The sequence below is a fragment of the Paeniglutamicibacter antarcticus genome, from assembly GCF_039544305.1.
Taxonomy (GTDB): domain Bacteria; phylum Actinomycetota; class Actinomycetes; order Actinomycetales; family Micrococcaceae; genus Paeniglutamicibacter; species Paeniglutamicibacter antarcticus_C.
This window is the reverse complement of the sequence record NZ_BAABLK010000094.1, coordinates 25,029-48,028: the sequence shown is the minus strand read 5'-3', so window position 1 is coordinate 48,028 and position 23,000 is coordinate 25,029. Positions and strand designations below refer to the sequence as shown.

The 23,000-nt window shown below is 60.0% G+C and carries 22 protein-coding genes and 1 tRNA gene; 16 read left to right on the top strand and 7 right to left on the bottom strand.

Going from position 1 to position 23,000, the window contains the following annotated elements; all coding sequences use genetic code 11:
- Positions 1-9 precede the first annotated feature (9 nt).
- The 3 genes from ABEA12_RS18295 to ABEA12_RS18285 all read left to right on the top strand — a co-directional run bounded on the left by ABEA12_RS18295 (position 10) and on the right by ABEA12_RS18285 (position 2,152).
- Positions 10-1,548: a hypothetical protein gene (locus tag ABEA12_RS18295; RefSeq protein WP_210100959.1), complete on the top strand. Its 1,539-nt coding sequence runs from the start codon at positions 10-12 to the stop codon at positions 1,546-1,548.
- A 41-nt stretch (positions 1,549-1,589) separates the two neighbouring features.
- Entirely contained in the window at positions 1,590-2,003 is a 414-nt protein-coding gene (gene rsfS, locus ABEA12_RS18290; RefSeq protein WP_210100958.1) for a ribosome silencing factor, read from the top strand.
- A 73-nt stretch (positions 2,004-2,076) separates the two neighbouring features.
- Positions 2,077-2,152, top strand: a tRNA-Ala gene (locus tag ABEA12_RS18285).
- A 213-nt stretch (positions 2,153-2,365) separates the two neighbouring features.
- Here ABEA12_RS18285 and ABEA12_RS18280 read toward each other — a convergent pair.
- Positions 2,366-3,184, bottom strand: coding sequence for a CPBP family intramembrane metalloprotease (locus ABEA12_RS18280; RefSeq protein WP_210100957.1), 819 nt, complete (start codon positions 3,182-3,184; stop codon positions 2,366-2,368).
- Between the two features lie 242 nt (positions 3,185-3,426).
- Between ABEA12_RS18280 and ABEA12_RS18275 the strand changes: the two genes are divergently transcribed.
- From ABEA12_RS18275 to nrdF, 10 genes are all read left to right on the top strand, one after another.
- Positions 3,427-4,023: a hypothetical protein gene (locus ABEA12_RS18275; RefSeq protein ID WP_210100956.1), complete on the top strand. Its 597-nt coding sequence runs from the start codon at positions 3,427-3,429 to the stop codon at positions 4,021-4,023.
- A 5-nt stretch (positions 4,024-4,028) separates the two neighbouring features.
- A complete protein-coding gene (locus ABEA12_RS18270) occupies positions 4,029-4,580 on the top strand; it encodes a hypothetical protein (RefSeq protein ID WP_210100955.1) in 552 nt (183 codons plus the stop codon).
- A gap of 236 nt (positions 4,581-4,816) precedes the next feature.
- Positions 4,817-5,587, top strand: a complete 771-nt coding sequence (locus ABEA12_RS18265; protein ID WP_210100954.1) for a hypothetical protein — start codon at positions 4,817-4,819, stop codon at positions 5,585-5,587.
- Between the two features lie 409 nt (positions 5,588-5,996).
- Entirely contained in the window at positions 5,997-6,350 is a 354-nt protein-coding gene (locus ABEA12_RS18260) for a zinc ribbon domain-containing protein YjdM (RefSeq protein WP_210100953.1), read from the top strand.
- A gap of 156 nt (positions 6,351-6,506) precedes the next feature.
- A complete protein-coding gene (locus tag ABEA12_RS18255) occupies positions 6,507-7,322 on the top strand; it encodes a YggS family pyridoxal phosphate-dependent enzyme (RefSeq protein ID WP_210100952.1) in 816 nt (271 codons plus the stop codon).
- Positions 7,323-7,334: 12 nt separating this feature from the next.
- A complete protein-coding gene (locus ABEA12_RS18250; RefSeq protein ID WP_210100951.1) occupies positions 7,335-8,153 on the top strand; it encodes a PfkB family carbohydrate kinase in 819 nt (272 codons plus the stop codon).
- Between the two features lie 839 nt (positions 8,154-8,992).
- Positions 8,993-9,238, top strand: a complete 246-nt coding sequence (gene nrdH, locus ABEA12_RS18245) for a glutaredoxin-like protein NrdH (RefSeq protein WP_210100950.1) — start codon at positions 8,993-8,995, stop codon at positions 9,236-9,238.
- 78 nt (positions 9,239-9,316) lie between these two features.
- Positions 9,317-9,769, top strand: coding sequence for a class Ib ribonucleoside-diphosphate reductase assembly flavoprotein NrdI (nrdI, locus tag ABEA12_RS18240; RefSeq protein ID WP_345469207.1), 453 nt, complete (start codon positions 9,317-9,319; stop codon positions 9,767-9,769).
- Entirely contained in the window at positions 9,766-11,907 is a 2,142-nt protein-coding gene (gene nrdE / locus ABEA12_RS18235; RefSeq protein WP_210100948.1) for a class 1b ribonucleoside-diphosphate reductase subunit alpha, read from the top strand. Before nrdI ends, nrdE begins: the two co-directional genes overlap by 4 nt.
- A gap of 130 nt (positions 11,908-12,037) precedes the next feature.
- Positions 12,038-13,018, top strand: coding sequence for a class 1b ribonucleoside-diphosphate reductase subunit beta (gene nrdF, locus ABEA12_RS18230; RefSeq protein ID WP_210100947.1), 981 nt, complete (start codon positions 12,038-12,040; stop codon positions 13,016-13,018).
- 1,322 nt (positions 13,019-14,340) lie between these two features.
- On the opposite strand, the gene ABEA12_RS18225 is transcribed toward nrdF, so the two are convergent.
- Both ABEA12_RS18225 and poxB read right to left on the bottom strand, forming a co-directional pair.
- Positions 14,341-15,174: a formate/nitrite transporter family protein gene (locus ABEA12_RS18225; RefSeq protein ID WP_210100946.1), complete on the bottom strand. Its 834-nt coding sequence runs from the start codon at positions 15,172-15,174 to the stop codon at positions 14,341-14,343.
- A 261-nt stretch (positions 15,175-15,435) separates the two neighbouring features.
- Positions 15,436-17,160, bottom strand: a complete 1,725-nt coding sequence (gene poxB, locus ABEA12_RS18220; RefSeq protein ID WP_210100945.1) for a ubiquinone-dependent pyruvate dehydrogenase — start codon at positions 17,158-17,160, stop codon at positions 15,436-15,438.
- Between the two features lie 187 nt (positions 17,161-17,347).
- Here poxB and ABEA12_RS18215 point away from each other — a divergent pair, with 187 nt between their 5' ends.
- Both ABEA12_RS18215 and ABEA12_RS18210 read left to right on the top strand, forming a co-directional pair.
- Complete coding sequence (locus ABEA12_RS18215; RefSeq protein ID WP_210100944.1) at positions 17,348-18,178, top strand: thioesterase family protein; 831 nt, start codon at positions 17,348-17,350, stop codon at positions 18,176-18,178.
- A 641-nt stretch (positions 18,179-18,819) separates the two neighbouring features.
- Positions 18,820-19,272: a universal stress protein gene (locus ABEA12_RS18210; RefSeq protein ID WP_210100943.1), complete on the top strand. Its 453-nt coding sequence runs from the start codon at positions 18,820-18,822 to the stop codon at positions 19,270-19,272.
- Between the two features lie 335 nt (positions 19,273-19,607).
- On the opposite strand, the gene ABEA12_RS18205 is transcribed toward ABEA12_RS18210, so the two are convergent.
- Both ABEA12_RS18205 and ABEA12_RS18200 read right to left on the bottom strand, forming a co-directional pair.
- Positions 19,608-20,198 (bottom strand): hypothetical protein, encoded by a 591-nt coding sequence (locus ABEA12_RS18205; protein WP_210100942.1) that lies wholly within the window; start codon positions 20,196-20,198, stop codon positions 19,608-19,610.
- An 81-nt stretch (positions 20,199-20,279) separates the two neighbouring features.
- Positions 20,280-20,915 (bottom strand): uridine kinase family protein, encoded by a 636-nt coding sequence (locus tag ABEA12_RS18200; protein ID WP_210100941.1) that lies wholly within the window; start codon positions 20,913-20,915, stop codon positions 20,280-20,282.
- A 36-nt stretch (positions 20,916-20,951) separates the two neighbouring features.
- On the opposite strand from ABEA12_RS18200, the gene ABEA12_RS18195 reads away from it, so the two are divergent.
- Positions 20,952-21,704, top strand: coding sequence for a lipoate--protein ligase family protein (locus ABEA12_RS18195; RefSeq protein ID WP_210100940.1), 753 nt, complete (start codon positions 20,952-20,954; stop codon positions 21,702-21,704).
- A 1-nt stretch (position 21,705) separates the two neighbouring features.
- Here ABEA12_RS18195 and ABEA12_RS18190 read toward each other — a convergent pair whose 3' ends face one another.
- Together ABEA12_RS18190 and ABEA12_RS18185 are read right to left on the bottom strand one after the other, a co-directional pair.
- Positions 21,706-22,020, bottom strand: coding sequence for a hypothetical protein (locus ABEA12_RS18190; RefSeq protein ID WP_210100939.1), 315 nt, complete (start codon positions 22,018-22,020; stop codon positions 21,706-21,708).
- Positions 22,021-22,146: 126 nt separating this feature from the next.
- Positions 22,147-22,875 carry a GntR family transcriptional regulator gene (locus tag ABEA12_RS18185; RefSeq protein WP_210100938.1) on the bottom strand — a complete coding sequence of 243 codons (729 nt, stop codon included), beginning with the start codon at positions 22,873-22,875 and terminating at the stop codon, positions 22,147-22,149.
- Between the last annotated feature and the right edge of the window lie 125 nt (positions 22,876-23,000).

The window sequence follows — 23,000 nt, the reverse complement described above, 5'->3', positions numbered from 1 at the left end:
ATGGACAAGATGAGCGACGAGACCGGGCCCGCGCTCAGCAGGCGAGCCCTGCGTGAGCAGCGACGTGCCGAGACCGAAGCGACGCTTGCCCAGGAAGCTGCGGACACGGGCCAAGAGCCGGAGCCTCCCGCACCGTCGAATGACAAGCCGGCGGCTGCCAAGGAATCCGCACCCGTTGCAAAACCGGCGCAAAAGCCCGCAGCTGTCTCCGCGGCCAAGCCCGTGGCAAAGGCGGCAGAAGCGCCTGTACTGGCCCCAGCCGCCAAGCCTGTGGCAAAGCCCGTTGCAAAATCGGCCGAAACACATCGCGCAGAGGATTCTGCTGCAGATGCCAAGTCCGCTCCGACTCAAGACCCGGCACCCGCTGCCAAACCGGTACCCGTGGTCGCGGAACCCCTGCGCAGCCGCCGTGCCGCAGCCGGCGAGGTCGATGCGGTGCCCGAGCGAACATCCCTGCAGCGTGCCCGCGACCGCGAGGCGTTGCGCGCCCGCCGCCGGCTGGAACAGGAAGTTTCCTCACTTTCCCCCAAGGAACAGAGCCCCGGCGATGACCCGGCGCCGCTGACGCGCAAGCAGATGCGGCTCCAGGCGTTGGATGCGCTCAAGGAATCGGAGGGAGCCAAGTCGCCGGGCCCAGTGCGTCCGGGATCCGGCCCGAAACCCGGATCCGCCGAATCGTCCTCGAAGAAGGCTGAAGAGGCAAGTTCCGCCGCGGCTGCACAGATGAGCGTGGAAGAAGCCCTTGCGCTGCGTCGGCGCTCCGAGCCAGGTTCCCCCAGCGAACCGCTGCTGATCCAGCCCGAAGAGGACCTGGCCGAGGTCGACCTCGAGGTGCTGGCACAGCAACGCGAACTTGCGGCACGTGCGGCGATCATTTCCCGCCGTGCCGCCGAACGCCTGCGCCTGCAGGAAGAAAACACCCAGCGTGAAGGTGCCCGCCGATCGGACCCCTTCACCGGTGCCATGAACAATCTTGTCGCCGATGACGTCGAGAGGAAGATGGTCAACACCGGCATCTCCGGTCCGTTGACCCGTGGCTTCAATATCGCCATGACCGACCAAGGCACCCTTCACGGCGGTGCCCAGCCCGCGAACCCCGTGGACCCCACTACTCAGGCTTCGGCGCCCGCGGCGCCCAAGCCGGCGACCCCGGGTGCGAAAGCCCCGGCGGTCACACCTGCGAAAACGCTCAAGGCTGCTACTCCGGCCCAGGCACCGGCGGCTGGCACGAAACCGGCCGACGCGAAAGAAGCTGCCGCAGCAGCACCTCCCAAGGCAGTGGCGGACGTATCCGCAACTGCCGAGGCCCCGCTCGACGGCAAGGTGGCCGGGACACCGGAAACCGCTGATTCGCATGCCGATGACGAGTTTTCGGCGGCCGCCCGTCCGCCTGTGCGTGCAGTGCGCGCGCAGGGCCTTGACCCGTTGGATGTGCAGACCGCAGGAATGCGCCGTGCCAACAACATGTACTTGATGGTCATCGCGGCTTTGTCCGTTGGAGGTGCGGCCCTGGTGGCCGGCCTCATCATGTTCCTGAACTCAAACTAGCGCGCTACCGCGACGCCACTTATCCCTCAAGGAGACCCCCTATGAGTGCCCACGAACATTCCATCAACCTGGTCCAGACCGCAGCGCTTGCCGCAGCCGAGAAGCAGGCAGAAAACCTTATTGCTCTGGACGTTTCCGAGCGCCTCGGTGTCACCGACGCTTTCCTGATCGCCTCGGCATCTTCCGAGCGCCAGGTCAATGCCATCGTCGACGAGATCGAAGACAAGCTCGCCGAGAAGTTCGATGTTCGTCCTGTGAGGCGCGAGGGCCGTGGCGAAGGTCGCTGGGTCCTGCTTGACTACGCGGATGTCGTTATCCACGTCCAGCACAACGAGGACCGCGTCTTCTACGCGCTCGAGCGCCTCTGGGGGGACTGCCCGGTCATCGATCTGCCCACCACCGGGGAGCCCGCAACGGACATGTCGCACATCGAGACGCTGCCTGATTCACTTTAGGGTCCGTCGATTTGCGCCACATGTTTTGTGTGGCCTATGATGGTTGAGTTGCCCGCGAGGGCGGCTCTCATTTGGGGGTATGGCGCAGTTGGTAGCGCGTCTGCATGGCATGCAGAAGGTCAGGGGTTCGAATCCCCTTACCTCCACCAAGATATGTGAACAGCAAAAGGTCCCCGGCTTCGGTCGGGGACCTTTTGCGTTGCCGATGCACCCGGTCAGTCAGTCACGTTGCTCCCGGAGATACCTGTCCTTTTCCACGACGAGTTCACCACCCATCCGCGGTTGGTCGCACTGCCATGTTGCGTGCGTGAGTGGCGCGCTATCGATTCAATGGTTTTTCGAAAGGACGCTGGGCCAGGGGCTCAGTAGACGAAGATCGGCAGCCAGCCAGGGTTGTGCGCGTGGACCAGCACGAGGAACAAAACGAAGTCGAAGGTCAGGTGCACCGAAACGACATAGGTCAACGACTTCGTCAGCTTGAAAGTGTAGCCCTGCAGCAGTGCAAAAGGAAACGTCAAAAGCGGACCCCAAGCTTGGTATCCGATCTCCCAAAGAAAGGAAGAGAAGATCACCGCCTGGAGGATGTTGGCGAGCCAATCCGGGAAGTGCAGCCGCAGCAACGTGAAGGTGGTGCAGATGAAGAACAACTCGTCCCAGATACCAACAGCATTCACTCCCAGAAAAAGCCGCCAGAAGACGACGGGATCCGACGCGTCCGGCCAGTTTCTGTATACCTCCGTGCTGATCAGGTACACCGGTAAAATGAAGTAGCCCAAGGCTACGACACCTATCAAGTAGAGCTTGGCGACCAACGGCCATTTCCGGCCGGTTTTCACCGGAAACTTGATGACTTCCTCACGGTAAAGGAACCGCGAAGCGAGCCACGGCAACAGCACGGCCAAGGCCAGCGCACCACCCATGAGAGCCATGTGCTGGATGCTCAAGTCGGCATTGAGCGGAACCAGGCTGATGATCAGTAGCCCCACGGCGATAAGCAAAAGGTGGCGTGCGAGCCGGCGGTCGATTGTTGCCGCCGTGAGCAGGCTCAGGATGAGCAGGCTGTAGCCGATCGGGTCATTACCGACCCCGAAAAGGAGCACTCCGGATGCCGAGAGCAGCACGGCAGGGAGCAGCTTCCAGCTGAGCACTGCACGGGGTGGTGCAGTTGTGATCGGTCTCATCCCACAAGCATGCCAGCATTGCCTGCAGGCCAAAAAACGGGCTCGTCCCAGCTATGGGCTTGCTAGCTCTGTTCGCGTCCAACGGTACGTTGTGGACGCCATGTCTAGCGGTGGTTGCGTGGGTTCCGCGGGTGGTGGGCCCGCTCGTGGCATGGTGGTGATTATCCCGAGTGTTTACCTTGTGAACCAATATACAAGCCTCAAAGCTTGTATATTCTTATACAAAGTTCTATATTTGTATTATGATTGTGGTGACCATAGACCAGCGCAAGTCCCGATCGGGACCGGACAAGGTCGAGGACCTGTTGCAACGACTGGCCCGGGCGTATGAAGTCGCTCGCCCATTTGAACGAACCGCTGGCGATGAGGTTCAGGGGGTGCTCCAAGATGGGCCTGCCGCGGTGCTGTTGGCGCTCGAGGTGGCTCGCACGGGAGAGTGGAGTGTGGGAATCGGTGTTGGTGCCGTGGAGATGCCGATGCCGGTGCAAACGCGAGCCGGCCGCGGACCCGCCTTTGAACATGCGCGCGATGCCGTGGAGCGGGCGAAGAACTCCAACGGTTCACTGGCCCTCTCGGGGCCCGGTGCCGAAGCCGAACGGCTTGAGGCAGAATTGCAATTGATCGCCCTGGTGAACGCGCGACGCACCGAAACGTCGGACGAAGCTGGCATATTGGTATCCCAAGGACTGACCCAACAGCAGGTCGCAGTCCGACTGGGGATATCGCAGCAAGCCGTCTCGGCACGGCTGGCCTCGGGACTTTGGTACGAAGCCACCAGGCTGACAGACCTGGCAGGTGCGGCACTGCACGAGTACGCACGGATAGCGGAAGGAAGCTGAGCCGGATGAACTGGATAGCTTGGGCCCTGCTGCTTGTCGTTGTGCTTGTGGGTATCCCGCGCTATTTCGCCGCATCGGGATTCCGTTGGCCGGTGAAGCAGTCACTGACCAGCATCCTGCTCATGATGGTGCTGGCGATTTCCGGCACCCTCGCGGCAATTGGGAACCACATGCCGGATGCGGGGCAGGTTCCGCGCGAATTGGTGATCATTGTCAGCGTGGCTGCCGCCACCTTTGGCGGCGGCCCGGTGACCGAGACCGTCTTCCGGCTGGCGGCGTTCAAGCACGCACGCAAGGACACTCGAGAGACTTTGGTGCTGGATGCCAGCCCGCTGCGTGGAGGCATGTGGATCGGTCTGCTGGAGCGGGCCGCCATTGCTTCAACGCTTTGGGCAGCATGGCCGGAAGGACTCGCCGTGGTCTTGGCCGTCAAAGGACTCGGTAGGTTCTCAGAACTCAAGCAGCACGCCGCCGCCGAACAGTTCATCCTAGGCACCTTCGTGAGCGTCCTCTGGGCCTGCGCCGCAGTAGGTGTCGGGCTGCTCGTCAGCATCTAAGCCGCTCTGCGGAACACGGGCGAGGGCCAGCCGGGCTGCGTGGCCCATGACAGAGTAAACCCCATGAGCCGCGCACCCCGACCATCAACCGGTGCGCAAGCCCGTCGGGGGTTCCCCGCATGGGCTACATATTCATTGGTGTCGGCGCGCTCGTGTTGGGGTTGCTGCCCTGGTTCGTGACCGGGATGCGCCTACCGTTACAGAATTTGTGAGGTGTCCAAGCGCTGCCGGAGCAGATGCCGCGCACGCTATTGCCGTTTAGCCAGTACGAGCTCTCATCCATTTTGGGGATGGTCATCTCGGGCATGGGTTTGGCCGGGCTGTCGGTTCGCCCCATGCCGATCGACTCACGGCCCAAAGCTGCCGCATACGCGGGAATCGGGACCTTTGCCGCGTGCGGCGTGGCGATCATCCAAACCTCGCTCGTTCTCCGGGACGGGCTGCGGTTCTCCTTCGCATCCACTGCCTATTTTCTTGCCGTATTGGCGGTGATAATCCTTGCGGTCGCCGGTGGGTTGCTTGTATTGCTGTCGATCGCGCTGGGCGGACCGTTGTCGGCTTCCCTCGGGATGGCGCTCGCTGCGTTGGCGGTGGGCATATGGGTTCGCTATTTCATTCTCGGGGTGGCCACCGTTCCCTCGCCGGCGTCGTTGCTGTTCTTGGTGGGCGCCACGCGATGGCTGCCGGCACTGCTGGTTGGAGCTGCACTTGCCTGGTGCGGTCTAGGTACCCTCCGCCAAGGCGTCGCATGGGTCGTGAATCTGCTCTTGCTGTGGGTGGTTCCGGCGGCCCTGGCGGGATTGTCCAATGCGGCCGGATCGCGGATCCTTGCCGGAGACTTCAGGGAGATGGCAAGCGCAGGGGTGGGCGCGTTTCTCAGCTCGCTCGGTTCGACAGCAGGTTCCCTTGGGCCAGTGGTGGTTGCCGTGGTTGTCGCAGTCGCCGTTCTCTATGTCCTGAGTGCGGTGGCAACGGGGAAGAGGCCGGCGCCGCAACTGCACGTGTAGTTCATCCTGCGGCGGACTCCGGTGAAGGATGTCTTCGAGGATGAAAACCGCGGCAACAAAAACCAGCGTGTACCCGAGAAACTGGTCAGGGCGTGTCAGGAGCGTCTTGCAGGCCAAGGCGGGAGCCGCGCCCACCCGTCCCGTGGGTGGCCAGCAGGCGCATGGCGATCCCCGGTGATTGCATCGAACCGACGAACGGCGCGCGCCCGGCACGTCGAAGCCCGGGGGGCAGAAGGCGCAGACAGCCTTCCGTGACAGCAACGACACGAAAAGCCCAGGAAGGACGCCACAGGCAACAAGACCGCGACGTCCCTTCCCGTGGATCGGCGTATCCCAAGCCTGAAGGCCGCGCTCTGCCGTACAAGGCTCCTGACACCCTGTTGGATGCCAACGACCTAGACTGGGTGACATGAGTGACGTCTTGCCATCGTGCCCCCAGTGTTCGAGTCCCTACACCTATGAAATGGGTACCTTGTTGGTTTGCCCCGAGTGCGCCCATGAGTGGTCAGCAGCAGCAGCTGATGTGGATGAAGAACCCCAAGAAACAGCCATCAAGGACTCGGTCGGAAACGTGCTCTGCGACGGCGACACCGTCACCATAGTGAAGGACCTCAAGGTCAAGGGCCAGGCGCAGTCGATCAAGGTCGGGACCAAGGTCCGCAACATCCGCTTGGTTGAGGGCTTCGACGGACACGACATCGACTGCAAAGTTGATGGCTTTGGCCCGATGCATTTGAAGTCCTCGGTCGTAAAGAAGGTGTAGCAAACGGCCACCTTCGGGCGGCCGGGTGCCATCCACCCCTCTTGGACTTCAAGGGCTTCAGTAGGGACGTGCTAAGTTGGCGGTGGCGCTTGGGCCGTTCCGGCCGGTGCGTCGATGCAATCGAATTTCCTTATCGCGAAAGACTCTTCCTCCGCCATGACGCTGTCCGAGAATTCCCCCGAACCCGCTGCTGCGCACGCCAGCACCACCGAGGATTTTGCGCACAACCTTGCCTCGATCAAGGCTCGCATCGAAGCTGCCGCTCACAAGGCTGGCCGCGATCCCGCCTCAATCCGATTGTTGCCGGTCAGCAAGACGGTTCCGGAGGATCGGCTGCGTCTGGCCGTTGCCGCGGGGATGGACTTCTTGGGTGAAAACAAGGTCCAAGAAGCCGCACGAAAGGCTGAGAATCTTTCCGATATTCCCGGGCTGAGATTCTCGGTCATCGGAAACCTGCAAACCAACAAGGCCAAGTTCGTAGCCCAGTTCGCGGATGAATTCCAGGCGCTGGACAACCTTCGTCAGGCAGCAGCCTTGCAGCGCCGGTTGGAGGCTGAAGACCGCCAGCTCGATGTCTTTGTGCAGGTCAATACCTCCGATGAGGAAAGCAAGTTTGGTCTGCCTCCGGAAGAGGTCCAAGAGTTCGTGGAACAGCTGCCGCAGTTCGATCGGCTACACGTCAAGGGCTTGATGACCTTGGCGTTGTTCAGCGAGAACAAAGAAGCAGTGCGTGCCTGTTTCGTTCGCCTGCGCGAGCTGCGAGACGCGTTGCGCACGAGCGCCCCGGAAGGCATGAAGATCGAAGAACTCTCGATGGGCATGAGTGGTGACTTCGAGCTCGCCATCGAAGAAGGGGCGACGGTCGTTCGGGTGGGGCAAGGCATTTTTGGCGCCCGGGCTTTGCCGGACAGCCACTACTGGCCGGGCTTCGCCGGCGAAAAATCGTCGGCTCCCAAACCCGCCGCAGAGTAGGCTGCGTCCATCATGCGCCTGGATCTGCCCTACGAACTGGATAAACGCCCGGTCTCCGCAGTCGTCATCAGCTCCCAGCTCGTTTATGGTTCGGTGGGGAACATCGTGATCTCAAGGCTGATCGAGCGAGCCGGGTATCGAGCGGTCAGCGTCCCGACCGTGATGTTCAGCAACTTGCCACATTATTCCTCGCTCGCCGGGGGAGCGGTCGACAATGCGTGGTTGTCGGGAATGCTTGATGACCTTTTGGAGCGCGATGTCTTGCGGGAGGCAGTCTATGTCTGCGTTGGGTATTTGGCGCATCCGGACCAAGCCCTCATTGTCGGCCAGTGGTTCACTCGGGCACTGGAGACCAACCCGGAGCTGCGATTGATTGTCGATCCTGCCATGGGGGATGACGACGTGGGTCTATACACTGCCCCGGAGGTGGTCGATGGCTACATCCAGCATCTGATTCCCTTGGCCAGCGGGGTTACCCCCAATAACTTTGAACTAGCGCTGCTCATCGAGGGCGGCAGCAAGAAGTCGTTGGTGGACAAGGTCCAGTCTTGGCTCACACCCACGCTTCGGTGGGTTGCCGTCACCAGTGCGGCGAATAGCGGATCCCATGCTTCCACCGTCGACACCCTGCTGGTGACCAGCCAAGGCAGCACTTTGGTGAAAACGCCGGCTGTTGAGAGCAGGGCCAAAGGGGCCGGCGACTTCTTCCTGGGGACCACGGTCGGATGCCTGCTGGGCAACAACACCTTGGAAGATTCGGTTGCGCTTGCTGCTACAGCAACAGCGAAGGCGCTTGCCGGGAGCGACGCCTATTTTTCACCAACAACGTGACGCGGATGATTTTACCGTCGGATTGAATAAAAGCTCGCACGTGAGCCTCCGACCTACTGCATCACAGTTGTTGGCTCCGATGGCAGCGACGATGCCCGGGGGGCCGAATATCGGCTGGGGCTTTGCCGCTAGCCCCTATTCGCCTTTTCATAGTTGATGGCGAAACCCGGTGTATGTGTCGAGTCGGATCCAGTGCGGACCGGTTAGATGTACAGGGGATGATTTCGAACCCCGGGGACAACAACGGGTGGCCTGGAAGAAACCATAATTTGGGAGTTCGCTGCCCTTTTGTTCAAGGAACAAGGCCGGGTTTGCCGCAGCCCGGTGGTTCTCGCAGCGTGGCAACAAATGCTGCCGGAGAGGACCGTTTAGGTTCCTGCTTGGCACCATAGGTAGTGTTGACTCGTTGCTTTGGCGCCATATCTTGTGGTTTAGTGCGGGGAAGTCGACACGCCGTGCCCAACGACACGCCAAGTCTTTAAAACGTGGGGGGACGTTCCACAAGGTGTGGATAGATTTTCGAGTTCGCTGGATTCACGCGGTTAAAGCGAGGGTGGTTATCCACACTGGTTGTGGACGGCCTGTGCATGAAATGACAGACGTGTAATACATCATGTTGGGGTCTAACCCCGAGGCCCCCACTAGATGTAGTATTGAGTTAGCCGCTGAGGCCTAGTGCGCGAGCCTCCGGAATACGGGGAAACTTACGGATCTTCGACTCTCGAAAGCCACGCTGACCGCCGGCACGCAACGTTCGTATGTACTTCCCGACACCGGGCAGTACATGGGAACCCAAAGACATCACATACGCAGATTTTTGCACGAGGGGATTTACGGACATGACCGTCACGGTTTACACGAAGCCAGCATGCGTACAGTGCAACGCAACCTACCGAGCCCTGGATAAGAAGGGCATCGTTTACCAGAGCGTTGACATTTCGCAGGATCCCGCAGCTTTGGAGCGCGTGCGCGCTTTGGGCCATATGCAGGCACCTGTTGTTATCACCGACGCCGATCACTGGTCGGGTTTCCGGCCGGACAAGATCGACGAATTGGCTGACGCCATGAGCCCGAGCATGGCTTAGCCGTCCATACACAGCTTTACCGTTTCCATTGATTGAGAGGCGACCAAGATGCCTAGCTCGGCGTTGGCTTCACCCCCAATGCATGATCACACCGCATCGGCGGAAGTACATACCAACAACGATTTGATCTATTTCTCCTCAGCCTCTGGTTACACCCACCGGTTCATGGAGAAACTGGGCGGGGATTGCGCGCGGATTCCATTGCTGAACCGCGAGCCAGGCCTGGTGGCAGTGAAACCGTTTGTACTTCTTCTTCCCACTTATGGAGGCGAAAAAGGGGAACGGTCGATTCCGCCGCAGGTCGTGAAGTTCCTCAATGATGAACGAAACAGGAACCTTCTACGTGGCGTCATAGGCGCCGGCAACACCAATTTTGGAACTACGTATTGCCTGGCCGCAATCAAGATTGCAGCCAAATGCGACGTTCCGCTTATGTACAAATTTGAACTGATGGGCACCCCGGAAGATGTGACCCGAGTTCGCGAAGGATTGGAAGTCTTTTGGACACGAAAGTCACAGAACCTGAAATGAAGCAGGATGCGAAGGAAACGCCTGCAGCTTTCCAAGGTCTGGGTTACCACGAGCTGAATGCCATGCTGAACCTGTATGGGCCAGATGGCCGCATTCAGTTTGAGGCCGACCGCGCTGCAGCGCGACAGTACTTCTTGGAACACGTGAATAACAACACCGTGTTCTTCCACGATCTTGACGAGAAACTCGATTATCTCGTCAAGCACGAGTACTACGAGCGTGAAACGCTTGACCAATACACGAAGAATTTCATCCGCGATCTCTACCGCGGCGCCTACGCAAAGAAGTTCCGTTTCGAGACCTTCCTTGGGGCCTTCAAGTTCTACACTTCGTATACCTTGAAGACCTTTGACGGCAAGCGTTACCTGGAACGCTACGAAGACCGCGTGTGCATGGTTGCCCTGCACCTGGCTCGTGGCGACGAAGACACGGCAGTTTCCTTGGTCAACGAGATCATTGAGGGTCGTTTCCAACCAGCTACTCCGACATTCCTGAATGCCGGAAAAGCCCAGCGTGGTGAGCTCGTTTCCTGTTTCCTGCTCCGCATCGAAGACAACATGGAATCGATCTCCCGCGGAATCAACTCCTCTCTTCAGCTTTCCAAACGAGGCGGCGGCGTCGCCCTGTCGTTGACGAACGTGCGTGAGCATGGGGCTCCGATCAAACAGATCGAGAACCAGTCCTCCGGTGTCATCCCCGTGATGAAGCTTCTAGAAGATAGCTTCTCCTACGCCAACCAGCTTGGCGCACGTCAGGGTGCCGGCGCCGTGTACCTCAACGCACACCACCCGGACATCCTGCGTTTCCTGGACACCAAGCGTGAAAACGCTGATGAAAAAATCCGCATCAAGACCTTGTCCTTGGGCGTTGTCGTTCCTGACATCACCTTCGACCTGGCCCGCAAGAACGAGGACATGTACCTGTTCTCACCGTACGATGTTCAAAAGGTCTACGGAGTGCCCTTCAGCGACATTTACGTCACCGAAAAGTACTACGAGATGGTCGATGATGCCCGCATCAAGAAGACCAAGATCAATGCACGCGAGTTCTTCCAGACCTTGGCAGAGATCCAGTTCGAGTCCGGCTACCCGTACATCATGTTCGAGGACACCGTAAACCGGGCAAACCCGATCAAGGGCAAGATCTCGATGAGCAACTTGTGCTCGGAGATCCTGCAGGTGTCCACTCCTTCGGAGTACAACGAGGATCTCAGCTACGAGACAGTCGGCAAGGACATTTCCTGCAACCTCGGCTCAATGAATATTGCCAAGGCGATGGACGGCAAGGATCTCGGCGCGTCGATCGAGACCGCCATCCGTGCGCTGTCGGCGGTCTCGGACATGTCCTACATCAACTCGGTTCCATCGATTGCCCAGGGCAACGCCAGGACCCACGCCATCGGCCTGGGCCAGATGAACCTGCACGGCTACTTGGCTCGCGAACGCATCTACTACGGTTCGGAAGAAGGGTTGGACTTCACCAACATCTACTTCTACACCGTTGTTTACCACGCGTTGCGTGCCTCCAACCTGTTGGCCATCGAAAAGGACGAGACCTTTGAGGGCTTCGAGGATTCGAAGTATGCCTCGGGCGAGTTCTTCGACAAGTACACCGACCAGGAATGGGTTCCGGCCACCAACCGCGTCAGCGAGTTGTTTGTCGGCGTCGACATCCCGACCCAAGATGACTGGCGTGCACTGAAGGCTTCAATCATGGAGCACGGCATCTACAACCAGAATCTTCAGGCCGTGCCGCCGACCGGTTCGATTTCCTACATCAACAACTCGACCTCGTCCATCCACCCGGTGGCGGCCAAGATCGAGATCCGCAAGGAAGGGAAGATCGGCCGGGTGTACTACCCGGCTCCCTACCTGACGAACGAAAACCTGGAGTACTACCAGGATGCCTATGAAATCGGTTACGAAAAGGTCATCGACACTTACGCCGTGGCCACCCAGCACGTGGACCAGGGGTTGTCCCTGACGTTGTTCTTCAAAGACACCACCACGACTCGCGATATCAACAAGGCCCAGATCTACGCATGGCGCAAGGGCATCAAGACCTTGTACTACATCCGTCTGCGCCAGATGGCACTTGAGGGAACCGAAGTCGAGGGTTGCGTTTCCTGCGCACTCTAGATGAATCCGTTTCACCCACGGTTGTTGGACCGCGATAGTCTAGCAACCGAAAGCGCACGACGGCCGGTGTCCACCGGGCGTCGTGCGCACCCACGCAATAACCAACACTTGAGTAAGAAGAGGGACCGAATTGACTGAAAAGTTGAAGCTGGCCAGCCACGTCGAAGCCATCAACTGGAACCGCATCCAGGACGACAAGGATGTCGAGGTTTGGAACCGTTTGGTCAATAACTTCTGGCTGCCGGAGAAGATCCCGCTTTCAAACGACGTGCAATCGTGGGGCACGCTGACCGAGGACGAAAAGCTGCTGACGATGCGCGTTTTCACCGGACTGACCCTGTTGGACACCCTGCAGGGCACGGTCGGTGCCGTTTCACTGATCCCGGACGCGCTGACCCCGCACGAAGAAGCCGTCTACACCAACATTGCCTTCATGGAATCGGTGCACGCCAAGAGCTACTCCTCGATCTTCTCGACCTTGGCCTCCACCAAGGAAATTGACGAGGCTTTCCGCTGGTCCACCGAGAACGAAAACCTGCAGAAGAAGGCCCAAATCATTGAGGGCTACTACTACGGCGAAGATCCGCTGAAGCGCAAGATCGCTTCGACGCTGCTTGAATCTTTCCTCTTCTATTCCGGTTTCTACCTGCCGATGTACTGGTCCTCACGCGCCAAGTTGACCAACACTGCTGACCTGATCCGCTTGATCATCCGGGACGAAGCCGTGCATGGTTACTACATCGGCTACAAGTACCAGAAGGGCCTTGAACTCGAAGGCGTAACGGAGGAGCGCAAGCAGGAGCTGAAGGACTACACCTTCGAGCTGCTCTTTGAGCTCTACGAAAACGAGGTCCAGTACACCCACGATCTCTATGACAGCGTCGGCTTGGCCGAAGACGTGAAGAAGTTCCTGCACTACAACGCCAACAAGGCACTGATGAACCTTGGGTACGAAGCCATGTTCCCGGCCTCTGTCACGGATGTGAACCCGGCGATCCTGTCGGCGCTTAGCCCGAACGCGGACGAGAACCATGACTTCTTCTCCGGCTCCGGCTCTTCATACGTCATCGGCAAGGCAGTGAACACCGAAGACGAGGATTGGGACTTCTAGGCCCCACCATAGGCATCGAGGAAGGGGCGTCGGCATTCATTTCTTGGAAGCTGGCGCCCCTTGCCTGTGCGCTCGTCCGGACTTTCAGATCGTAAATTTCGAACGGTCATCGATCCGCGAGGTTTCTTGCTAAGGCTTCTCGATGGTGCTGACCGCCCCCGGAGTGGGCCCTTGCACAGAAGGCACGATATCCCAAACCTGCCTGCCCGCTCCCCATCGAAGTCACGGAACGAAGTGATCCCAGGTCGACAGGAGATTACTGGTTCGTGCTTGGAGCCACGAAGTCCTGTGGCTGTGGTCGATGGCCAGTGGTACAAAGGCGTGGTCCACATTCGTGCTTTCCATCATCCGTATCGCAACGCTCTCGTTATCAAGTGGGGAAAGACGCAGGCAGTCCCCATTCCACATACTGGGATCATGGAACGGTGCTCGAACCCACGGATCCGTCACGACTGCAAGGTGACAGGCGGAGAGGACACGAAGATTCTTGTTGAAAATGGCAATTCGGGATCGACAGTGCCCCAAAACCGTCCGTGGCCCAGAATCGGGTCCGAGAAACACCACCACTCTGGCACCTGCCGCAACCAAGGCATCCACCTCAGACTCAATCAGGACAGCCAATTGATCAGGGTTGACCGAGGGAGGCATGAGGTCGTTGCAGCCGGCCTGAAATGCCAATAGGCACAAAGTGAGCGCGATCGCCTCACTGAGCTGCTGTGCAATCACCTGACTGACGGTATGGGCGCGGACGGCCTAGCTGGCGTACGTGAACTCGGCGCAGCAAAAACTGAACTCCTCGGCTACACGCCCGGCCCACCCGCGGTAGTAACCCGGACAGAAGGGTTCAGGATCGCTAAATCCCTCCGTGAAGGAATTTCCCAAGGTGACGTAACGATGCCAGCAATGCTTGGCTTCGGCGTGTGATTGGCAGCGGCTTCTGGATCCCCCGTATGGATCATCGATCGAACCTCTCTGTCCGACCGACACAGCGTGCCTTGTGTGCGGACGGCTGCCTGCACCGTGTCCATTCGAAACCACGGCGCCGGCACGATCCAGTGCGAACGGTCCCAGCCCTCATTCGAAGGTTTTCGGCTCATGAAGTCGACATGACGAAAAACGAATATCGGGAACGGCAACAACTCCGTGATGCCCAGATGAGAACAATGGCCTCTGTAGATGAGTCGACAACTCATCGTTCGTCTTTCGAATCAACGAAATTCTCGCTAACAACTTGGTCCGTGTTCACCGGTTCGGATGGTGGCAGGGATCCAATACAAGAAAAGCTTAGGTTCCCCGGGGAAGCTGTACGACAAACTCGAGTGTCATCTTGCCGCATCCGGATCTGCTGGAGCCTGGCGCCGCCGTTCAAGAATCAAATCCTTGTTGCGCAACAAGCGCAGCGCCGTGACCAAAAGCAGACCTCCGAGGATGTTGAACAACAGCGTGTAGCCGAACCAGCCGAACCAATCGGCGTAGGTCACCGGTGCCCCGGAATGGATCGCACCAAAGATGAGAATGGAATCGAGGATCGAGTGGAAAAGTTGCAGGCCTGCCAGCATGAATCCGCCAGCGACCGCTGCCACGATCTTGGCCATCTCGGAGTCCGTGCCGTGCTGCATGCGCGTCATCAAAGTGATGGTGCTGCCACCAAGCACCGCAAGACAGACGGATTGCCAGGAAAATCCGGCTTCCACAAAGTGCAGGGCAGCGGTTTCAAGCTCGGGCTTCCACTGCGGGAAAGCCTGCACGACGATCCACATGAAAGCCCAGCCTCCGACGAGGTTCATGACCAATGTGCCGCCCCAGAGCTTCAAGAGCTGGCTGAGGCTCGCCTCCTTGGCCACGACCGCGGTGATCGGGACCAAGAACCCTTCAGTGAAAAGCTCGCTTTTGGCCAGCAGCAAGGCAATGAAACCGATGCCGAACGCCAGCCCTGCCAACAAGTGATTTTGTGTCTCGTGGAGGACCGCCAAATAGGCCATCACTCCCAGGCCAACTTCCAAGCCACCGAAGGTCCCAGTGACCAGAATGCTGGTCGGCGTCCGGGCTAGCCGTTCGGCTCCCTCCTCGACAATCCGATCAAAGGAATCTACTAGATCCCCTTCCACGGGGGCATCGTTGTCTCCGAGTTGACGTCGGCGCTCTTCGCTACTCATCGTTTTCCGCTCTTTCGCAAGTTACTGGCGTGAGGATTCCGGTTCAAGGGCGTAATGCCTAACGTTCCATGGAAATCATTCACCGACACGTGCAGAATCATAGCGCGGACTCTGGGGGATCTACCTCATTTGCCGGTTGGACATGGCAGGTATCCAGACACTCCCGATGCTGAGAAGACCTGGTTGTTTGGCCGGTGCGCACAGGGCGGTGGTGACAAGAGCATGCCGGGGCACAACGGCCCCGTGCGTCGTGCTGGCTACCTAGAAGAGCTGGCGCCAGTTCGTGGCGGCCAGATCCAGCAACTCGTCGCCCCTACCCGAGAGCACGGTACGAACGGCATAGAGCGCGAACCCCTTGGCTTGTTCCGCGGTAACGGCCGGTGGCATCGATAGTTCCTGCCTGTCGGTGACCACATCTATCAGAGCGGGGCCATCGTGTGCCAAGGCCTCACGCAAAACCTCGGACAGGTCCTTGGACTTCTCCACGCGGAAACCCCGGATGCCAAGCGCTGTGGCGACGTCGGCGAAGTTCGGGTTCTCCAGGTCGGTGGCGAAGCTGACGAACCCGGCCGACTTCATCTCCAGTTCCACGAAATTCAGCGAGGAGTTGTTGAACACCACGATCTTAACCGGCAGCTTCGACTGCACCAAGGTGAGCAGGTCGCCCATCAGCATCGCGAGTCCGCCGTCGCCCGAGAGCGTGACGACTTGGCGATCAGGCTGGGAGGCCTGAACCCCGATGGCTTGGGGGACCGAGCTGGCCATGCTTCCATGGCTGAAGGAACCCAGCAGCCGGCGTTTGCCGTTCATGCTCAGGTAGCGCGAAGCCCAAATAACCGGAGAGCCGACGTCAGGAAGGAACACCGCATCTTCGTCTGCGAGTTGGTCCAATATGCGGGCCAAGTATTGGGGGTGGATCTTGGCACCCTTGCGCGATGGCGTAGCTAGGTCATCGAGCTTTTCACGTGTCTTGCGATAGTGTTTCTGCGCGTCCTTCAAGTGACCCGTATCCGACTTGCGTTCCAGCAGAGGCAGCATTGCCTGCAGGGTATCGGTTACGGTGCCCACCAGCCCCACATCGATCTTGGTGCGTCTGCCCAGTTGTTCTCCGCGCACATCGATCTGGATGATGGTTGCGTCCTGTGGGTAGAACTGCTGGTACGGGAAGTCCGTCCCTAACAACAAGATGGTGTCGGCGGCGTCCATCGCACGGTACCCGGAAGCGAAGCCAAGGAGCCCGGTCATTCCGACATCGTAGGGGTTGTCGAACTCGATATGTTCCTTGCCGCGCAGTGCATGCACGACCGGTGCACCGAGCGTTCCCGCAACGTCCATGACTTGTGCATGGGCCCCGGCAACGCCCGCCCCGGCCAAGATCGTTACTCGCTTGGCGGCATTGAGCAGGTCGGCTGCCTGCGAAAGGTCTTCGGCATGGGGCAGGACGGCGGATCGGCTGGCCTTGATCACGGGGGTGCCGGTGTTCTTTGCCTGGGCCAGGGCAACGTCCCCTGGCAGGACAAGAACTGCAACGCCGCGGCGCTCAATGGCCGTACGCATCGCGATTTCCAGGAGCCGAGGCATTTGTTCAGGAGTGGAAACCATCTCGCAGAACACTGATGCCTCACGGAACAAATCGGTCGGGTGCGTCTCCTGGAAGTAGTTGCTGCCGATCTCGCCGCTGGGGATGTGCGAAGCAATTGCCAGCACCGGTACCCGGTTGCGGTTCGCGTCATATAATCCGTTGATCAAATGAAGATTGCCCGGGCCGCAACTCCCGGCACACACCGTCAGGTTCCCTGTCATCTCCGCTTCCGCACCGGCGGCGAAAGCCGCAGTTTCCTCATGGCGTACCGGCATCCACGTGATGGTGCCGTCCTTGCGCATGGCATCGGTGAGTCCGTTCAATGAATCCCCGGCAACTCCGTAGATCCGTTTCACCCTATTGGCCTTGAAAGTGGAGATCATGGTTTCCGCGACGGTTGGCATCGGCATCCTATTCCATAAAGTGTGCAATCACCCATCACCATACTTCCGTCACAGGCACCGGCCAAGCGTACGGGGCAGGTCAGCGATGGTCTGGCCGTGGCGGGATTGTCCTGCGGGGCGACTTGCCGGTTAAGCTGAATCCCGGACACAAGGTGGCTGCACAGCCACGGGAACAAGGAACGGGACCATGACGCAAACGGCTGCCGAGCAGAATCTTCCGGAACTCGCGGTGGGCGACTTCTACTACCGACACACCGGCGAAGGTACCTATCGTTCCACGGTGCATGCCCAAGGTGCGTGGAATCCGCACGAACAGCACATGGCCCCGGCGACCGGGGTATTGGTGCATGAGCTCGAACTCTTCGAGCCGCGCCAGGACATGCGCATGGCCCGGGTGAGCCTGGATATCCACGGGGTTATCCATGGCGGCGAATTCGAGGTTAAGACCCGCATGGTTCGTCCTGGACGCACCATCGAGCTCATTGAGGCCGAAATGGTTTCGCACGGACGTACCTGCATCGTCGCGCGCGGTTGGCGCCTCAAGACCCTTGACAGCTCATCGGTGGCAGCGATCGAGGATGACCCGGTGGTGCACCCCGAGGAGTTGGAGACCTTTAGCGGAATGTCCCCATGGCCCGGCGGTTACATCCGGGGTCTGGAATTCCGTGGAGCGGACGGCCACCGCGCGGGCAAGGGCGTCGTTTGGATGCGCAACAACTTTGAGATGGTAGAAGGCGAAACAACCTCGGACCTGGTCCGGTTGCTGGGTATGGTCGACACCGCCAACGGTGTGGCCCCGCGCGTTGAGCCCGGCCCGGATTCATGGATGTTCCCCAATGTGGACCTGCAGATCCACATGCACCGGGGTCCTTCCGGCCAATGGCTCGGAATACAGGCACAACAGACCTATGGGGCCGACGGTATTGGACTCACCAGTGCCGTGCTGCACGATGTGCACGGACCTTTCGGGCGCAGTGAGCAGATCCTTACGGTGCGTCCGGCTGCGGGACAGAAGTAAGGAAGCCAAGGGAGGGTCCGTTTCTGCTGTACGGGCGCGGTGGAGCTATCTGTCAGCTCCAGCCGGTAGTTGACGGTTTGGCATGACGTTGCGAACCGGTACCCTGATTCCGGTTAGCGGACACTTGACCGCTTGCTCGGTTGGTTAGTGATCCACGAGTTGCCTAGTTGGAGCGACCCCACACGGTCGATTGTTGTCGTAGGTGATGCCCTTGGCATCGGCCGCATCAAGAACCTCATTGTTGGGCTACTTGGGCAATCCTCCTGCTTTGCAGTTAGTCGTCGTCCGTGTCCATGCATGCTGCGTGGAGTCGGCCAAAGGCGCCTTAGTGTCCCGTTCGCCACCCGCTCCATGGCGTGGGACTCGATCAGGGTCGAGACCCCATGCCATGGTGATATTCCCTGGCGTTCGTTCCCGCATGGTGAATCGGGCTAAGAAATCCCCAAGGTCCGTCGACCAAGTCCCCGCCGGGGCCAGTTGATGTTGCCGCCTAGTCGGGCACCGCCAGGTCTTCCTTGGGTTTCGCCGCTACTTTTCGTCTGGGACGAATACCGCCTCGTTGCAGCCTCGTTTGAAGCTACCTTCCGATCGTCGTTGCCTGTAGCTTGGGGGAGACCAACCATCTGACTTTGGAGACTTACATGGGACATGGATCCGGCATTGCAAAAATCATTGTGGGCGTAGACGGCTCGGAGGCTTCGATCGAGGCATTGAAGCAAGCCAAATCCCTGTCAGGGCCCTTGGGCGCTGAAATCGAAGCAATGGGCTGCTGGGACTACCCGCGAATGTATGACAGGTATTTGATGATGGACATTGGAGGGTTTAAGGAAAGCGCCGAAAAGGTCCTCGACGAGGCCGTGACTCGTGCCGTCGGTCCCGAATCCTTCGACAGTGTGAGAATCACGCTTGTCCAGGGAGACCCAAGATCAGCACTCATCGAAGCCAGCAAGAACGCGGATATGCTCATTGTCGGCAGACGTGGCATGGGCGGATTGAAAGGATTGCTGGTCGGGTCAGTCAGCTCCGCCGCCATCGCCCAATCCGAGTGCCCCGTTCTGGTGGTGCGTGCCCCGGAAGAAGATAAGAAGAGCTGATCTGGTGGGCGGTAGGTAGCTTGCCCGCCGACGTCCGTCCTCCGCCCCTGGTATTGCATCGGGTGCGGAGGACGGACGTCGGGTTGCAGGAACGGTGGAAGGAGCGGTCTTGGACCCTTCGGGGCGCAGGACTGCTTGGCTCACAACCATGATTGCCTGAACTCGTCAGGACAAATCGGAGCAGCCTGGCCGAGCCGCCGTTTTGTCGACTTCAGCGTCGATTCCGGCACTACTGGGTGATCAGGAGCCTCGTGGGCGTTGATCCAGCCATGGCCGGTGCGCAGGATCTCCGTGCCGGATCCGGGTAACCATGATCCGATTGCCCTGCGGCATCCTCAGGCGCTGTAAAGGCCCGAGGCTTCTTTGCCGTGGAGTTGCAGTTCGGGGCGCTGGGCCAATGCAAAGGCAGATTCAAGACCGACGACCGCCTGCTGGTAGTTGGTCCCGCTAGCCGCCGCTGCCTGTGCCGGCTGGTAGCGAAGTTGCTCAGCGGCAGCCAGTGCCCTGGTCAATGCGGCGGTCGCAGGGATTCCTACGTCATTCATTGCCGGATGGTCGATGGCTGCGCCGGGATCCAATTCGTACCAGCTCCACGCCCTGAGAACGTAATCGTGGCGAGCGGCAAGCAACGCGTGTTCGTTGGCCACCAGGGACGCTTGCGCTCCCGCCAACCGACGCTGAAGGGTGGCGGTGGAAACCTTGTTGGTGGCCAATGCGGTGAATGCCACCGCAGCCACGACAACCATGCCGAGCCATGGGGCCAAAAGGGCTGCACCCAGAATCAGGGGGACCACCACACTTGCACCGGTGAAGGCATACCAGAACGGCGCGTCGGGATCTTGTTCCGTCGCGGACCGGGTCCTGATGAGCCACACCGTCTGGGCGCATGCGAGGATGGCAAGCGCTCCAAGGATTGGGGCGAGCATGGCACCACCTCCCGTTCCGGGGCCGGCAGCTGATGCGCCAAGCATCCCTTGGAACCATTTCAACCCGGTGGAGCGCGTGCGTCAAGGGGTGGTGGGTGAACCACCGGCGGAAACGGCCGCTGCCAGCATCACCTTGACGTCCTTCTTTTTCATCGGGATGAACCCGGCCGCTACGTGCCTGGTGCGAATGCCCTGATCGGCCAGGAAGAGCGCGTAGCCGCGCTTGAGCAGGAAGCCCAGTGGCTTGCGTCGCTCCTTGACATCGCGCACGAACCGACGGATGGCCGTGGCCAGTGCTGAGACCTCGATGTAGTACGCACGGACCGGGACTCCCAAACGGGTCAAGGGAGCGAGAACCTCACTGACGAAGATCCCCTCGGCAAGCAACGGACCGCCATTGAGCTCAATGGCGCGGGTTCCGTCGTAAGTGGAGGTGCTGATTGAATAGTTCGGCACCTGGGTCTGCCCGGATTCGAGCAGCTCGACCAGGGCATCGACGGCCTTGTCGCAGTTCCAGGTTCCCGGATGGTCCCAGTCGATCTGGCCGTATCCGGTCTGCGGCAACGGGGAGCCGGCGGCGTGCTCGGTGATCTCACGGTAGAAGTTGTCCAGCTCCACGTGGGGTCGGCCGAAGCGTTGGGCGAGGTAGGACTTCCCCGATCCGGAAGCCCCACCGAGCAGGATCACGGGTATTTGTTGTTTCGGCACGACACCCATTATTCACTGTCGGGCATCGCCACCTAGAATCGTGCCATGAGTCTTTGGAATCCCGATGTCGACCACCTGCTCAAAGTGCGCATCGAGGACTCCTCCGGCGACCCGGAAGCCGACTTGATGGCCGGGGTCAGGCTGCTCGAGGCAGTGCGTGAGGGACGGGAACCGGCAACCTTGCGGCTCTACCGTCCGGACCCAACCGTGGCGTTCGGGCAACGCGATGTGCGGGTGGAAGGATACGACCGGGCCGTGGCACAGTCGATGGAGCACGGTTTCGTGCCGGTGGTGCGCAAGGCCGGCGGCCGGGCTGCTGCCTACCATCGTGGCACGGTGATCGTTGACCATGTCGAACCGGCGACCGAGGCCATGATGGGGCACCAGCTGCGTTTCAAGGCGTTGGGCAAGCTCTATGCCGAGGCACTGTGCCGCCCGGGCATTGATGCCCGCCTCGGAGAGATCCCCGGGGAGTACTGCGCCGGGGAATACAGTGTTCACGGCTTGCCCGGGAACGGGGCCGCCGTGGAACACCCGGTCAAGTTGGTCGGTACCGCCCAACGGGTGGTCTCCGGAGCTTGGCTGTTTTCCAGCGTCTTCGTCATTGAGGACTCCGCGCCCATCCGAGGCGTGTTGGATACGGTCTACCGGGCCATGGAAATAGACATGGATCCGGCCACGGTCGGTGCCGCCGATGACCTGCTGCCCGGATACACCGTTGATGCGTTCGTGACCGACCTGTTGGCCGAGTATGGGTCTCATGCCCAACTGCGCCGTGGCCGATCGGTGAACGGGTGAATCAGCGCTGGCGACGGGCCAAAGCCAGTCCTGCCCGGAACGCCGCGGCACAGGCTGCCACAGCGAGGAACAACCAACCAATGATTTGTTGCGTGCTCACAAAGTGGATGGCCGGGGTGAACGTGTCCTTGCTCAACTCCTCGTTCAACGGCGCATAGGCGAACCAACCGAACGATTCCATCTCCTGCCCGTTTGAGGCGATCAACGTCGCGACGCCTGCAACCAGCGCAAGCGCCGCCAGGATCCCGGCGATCATCGGCAGGCGGCCCCGGGAAGGCGGCAGGGGTTGCGGGCTAGCGTCGAGAGGTTCATCCATGATTCAAGTGTGCCATCCGGTGGCATGGGGTCCCGCGATGGACCCACAACCGCATGGAACTGGAAACCTTTTTCATCCACGAGACGATTTTCCTTGGGTGGTCCGTGCCGGATGCGGGCGGGAAGGTCAGTAGTCTTCGGTGTAGTCGCGCCACAACTCATCGGCATCGAGATCCATTCCCTGGTCATCGATGGCTTGGGCCACCAGCAGTTGGCCGGTGGTGGTGAGATGTCTCCGCATGGCCGTTGCGGCTTCTTCGGCTTGGCCGGACTTGATGGCCTCGATGACCGGGGTATGCTCGGCCAGGATGTCTTGGAGTGTTCGTTCCTTGCCCGCGGTTGAAACGCCCTGCATACGGGTTGCACCGCGGAGCCTGCTGACAATCTCTCGGCCGCGGTGAGAACGTGCAGCACCCATGATCAACTCGTGTAGTTGGTGATCCAGGGAGAAGAAGAGTTCTTCGGCGTCATCCTCGGAGGCCACCTGCATTCGGGCCTCGAGGGTGTCCATCCCTGTGGCGAGTTCCTCGGTGCAGGCCCGGGCGGCGCGTTGGGCCGCGGGCACCTCGATCGCCAGCCGGAGCGAGAAAATCTCGGCCATGTCGTGGGGACTTGTCGATACCACGCGGAATCCGCGGTTGCGGGAGAATTCAATCAGCCCGGCCTCTTCGAGGTTCAGCAGCCCTTGGCGGACCGGCGAGCGCGAGACGCCGAGCAACTCCGCCAGCTGGTGAACGCTGTAGAGCTGTCCGGTTTTCATTTCGCCCGTGAGCACGGCGTGGCGCACGTAGTTCATGACTTGGTCGGCCAAAGACTGCCCACGGTACGGCAGGGTACGGGAATCGGAGCTAGTCATGATTTGAGTCTCCCATTTTTGGCCGCCTAACGGGAGGGATGCCTGCAACGATGTGCCTTGCGGCTTAGCTGCGGCGACCGTTGCGCGCAACCGAGGATACGCAGGGAATGTCAAGTCAGCACACT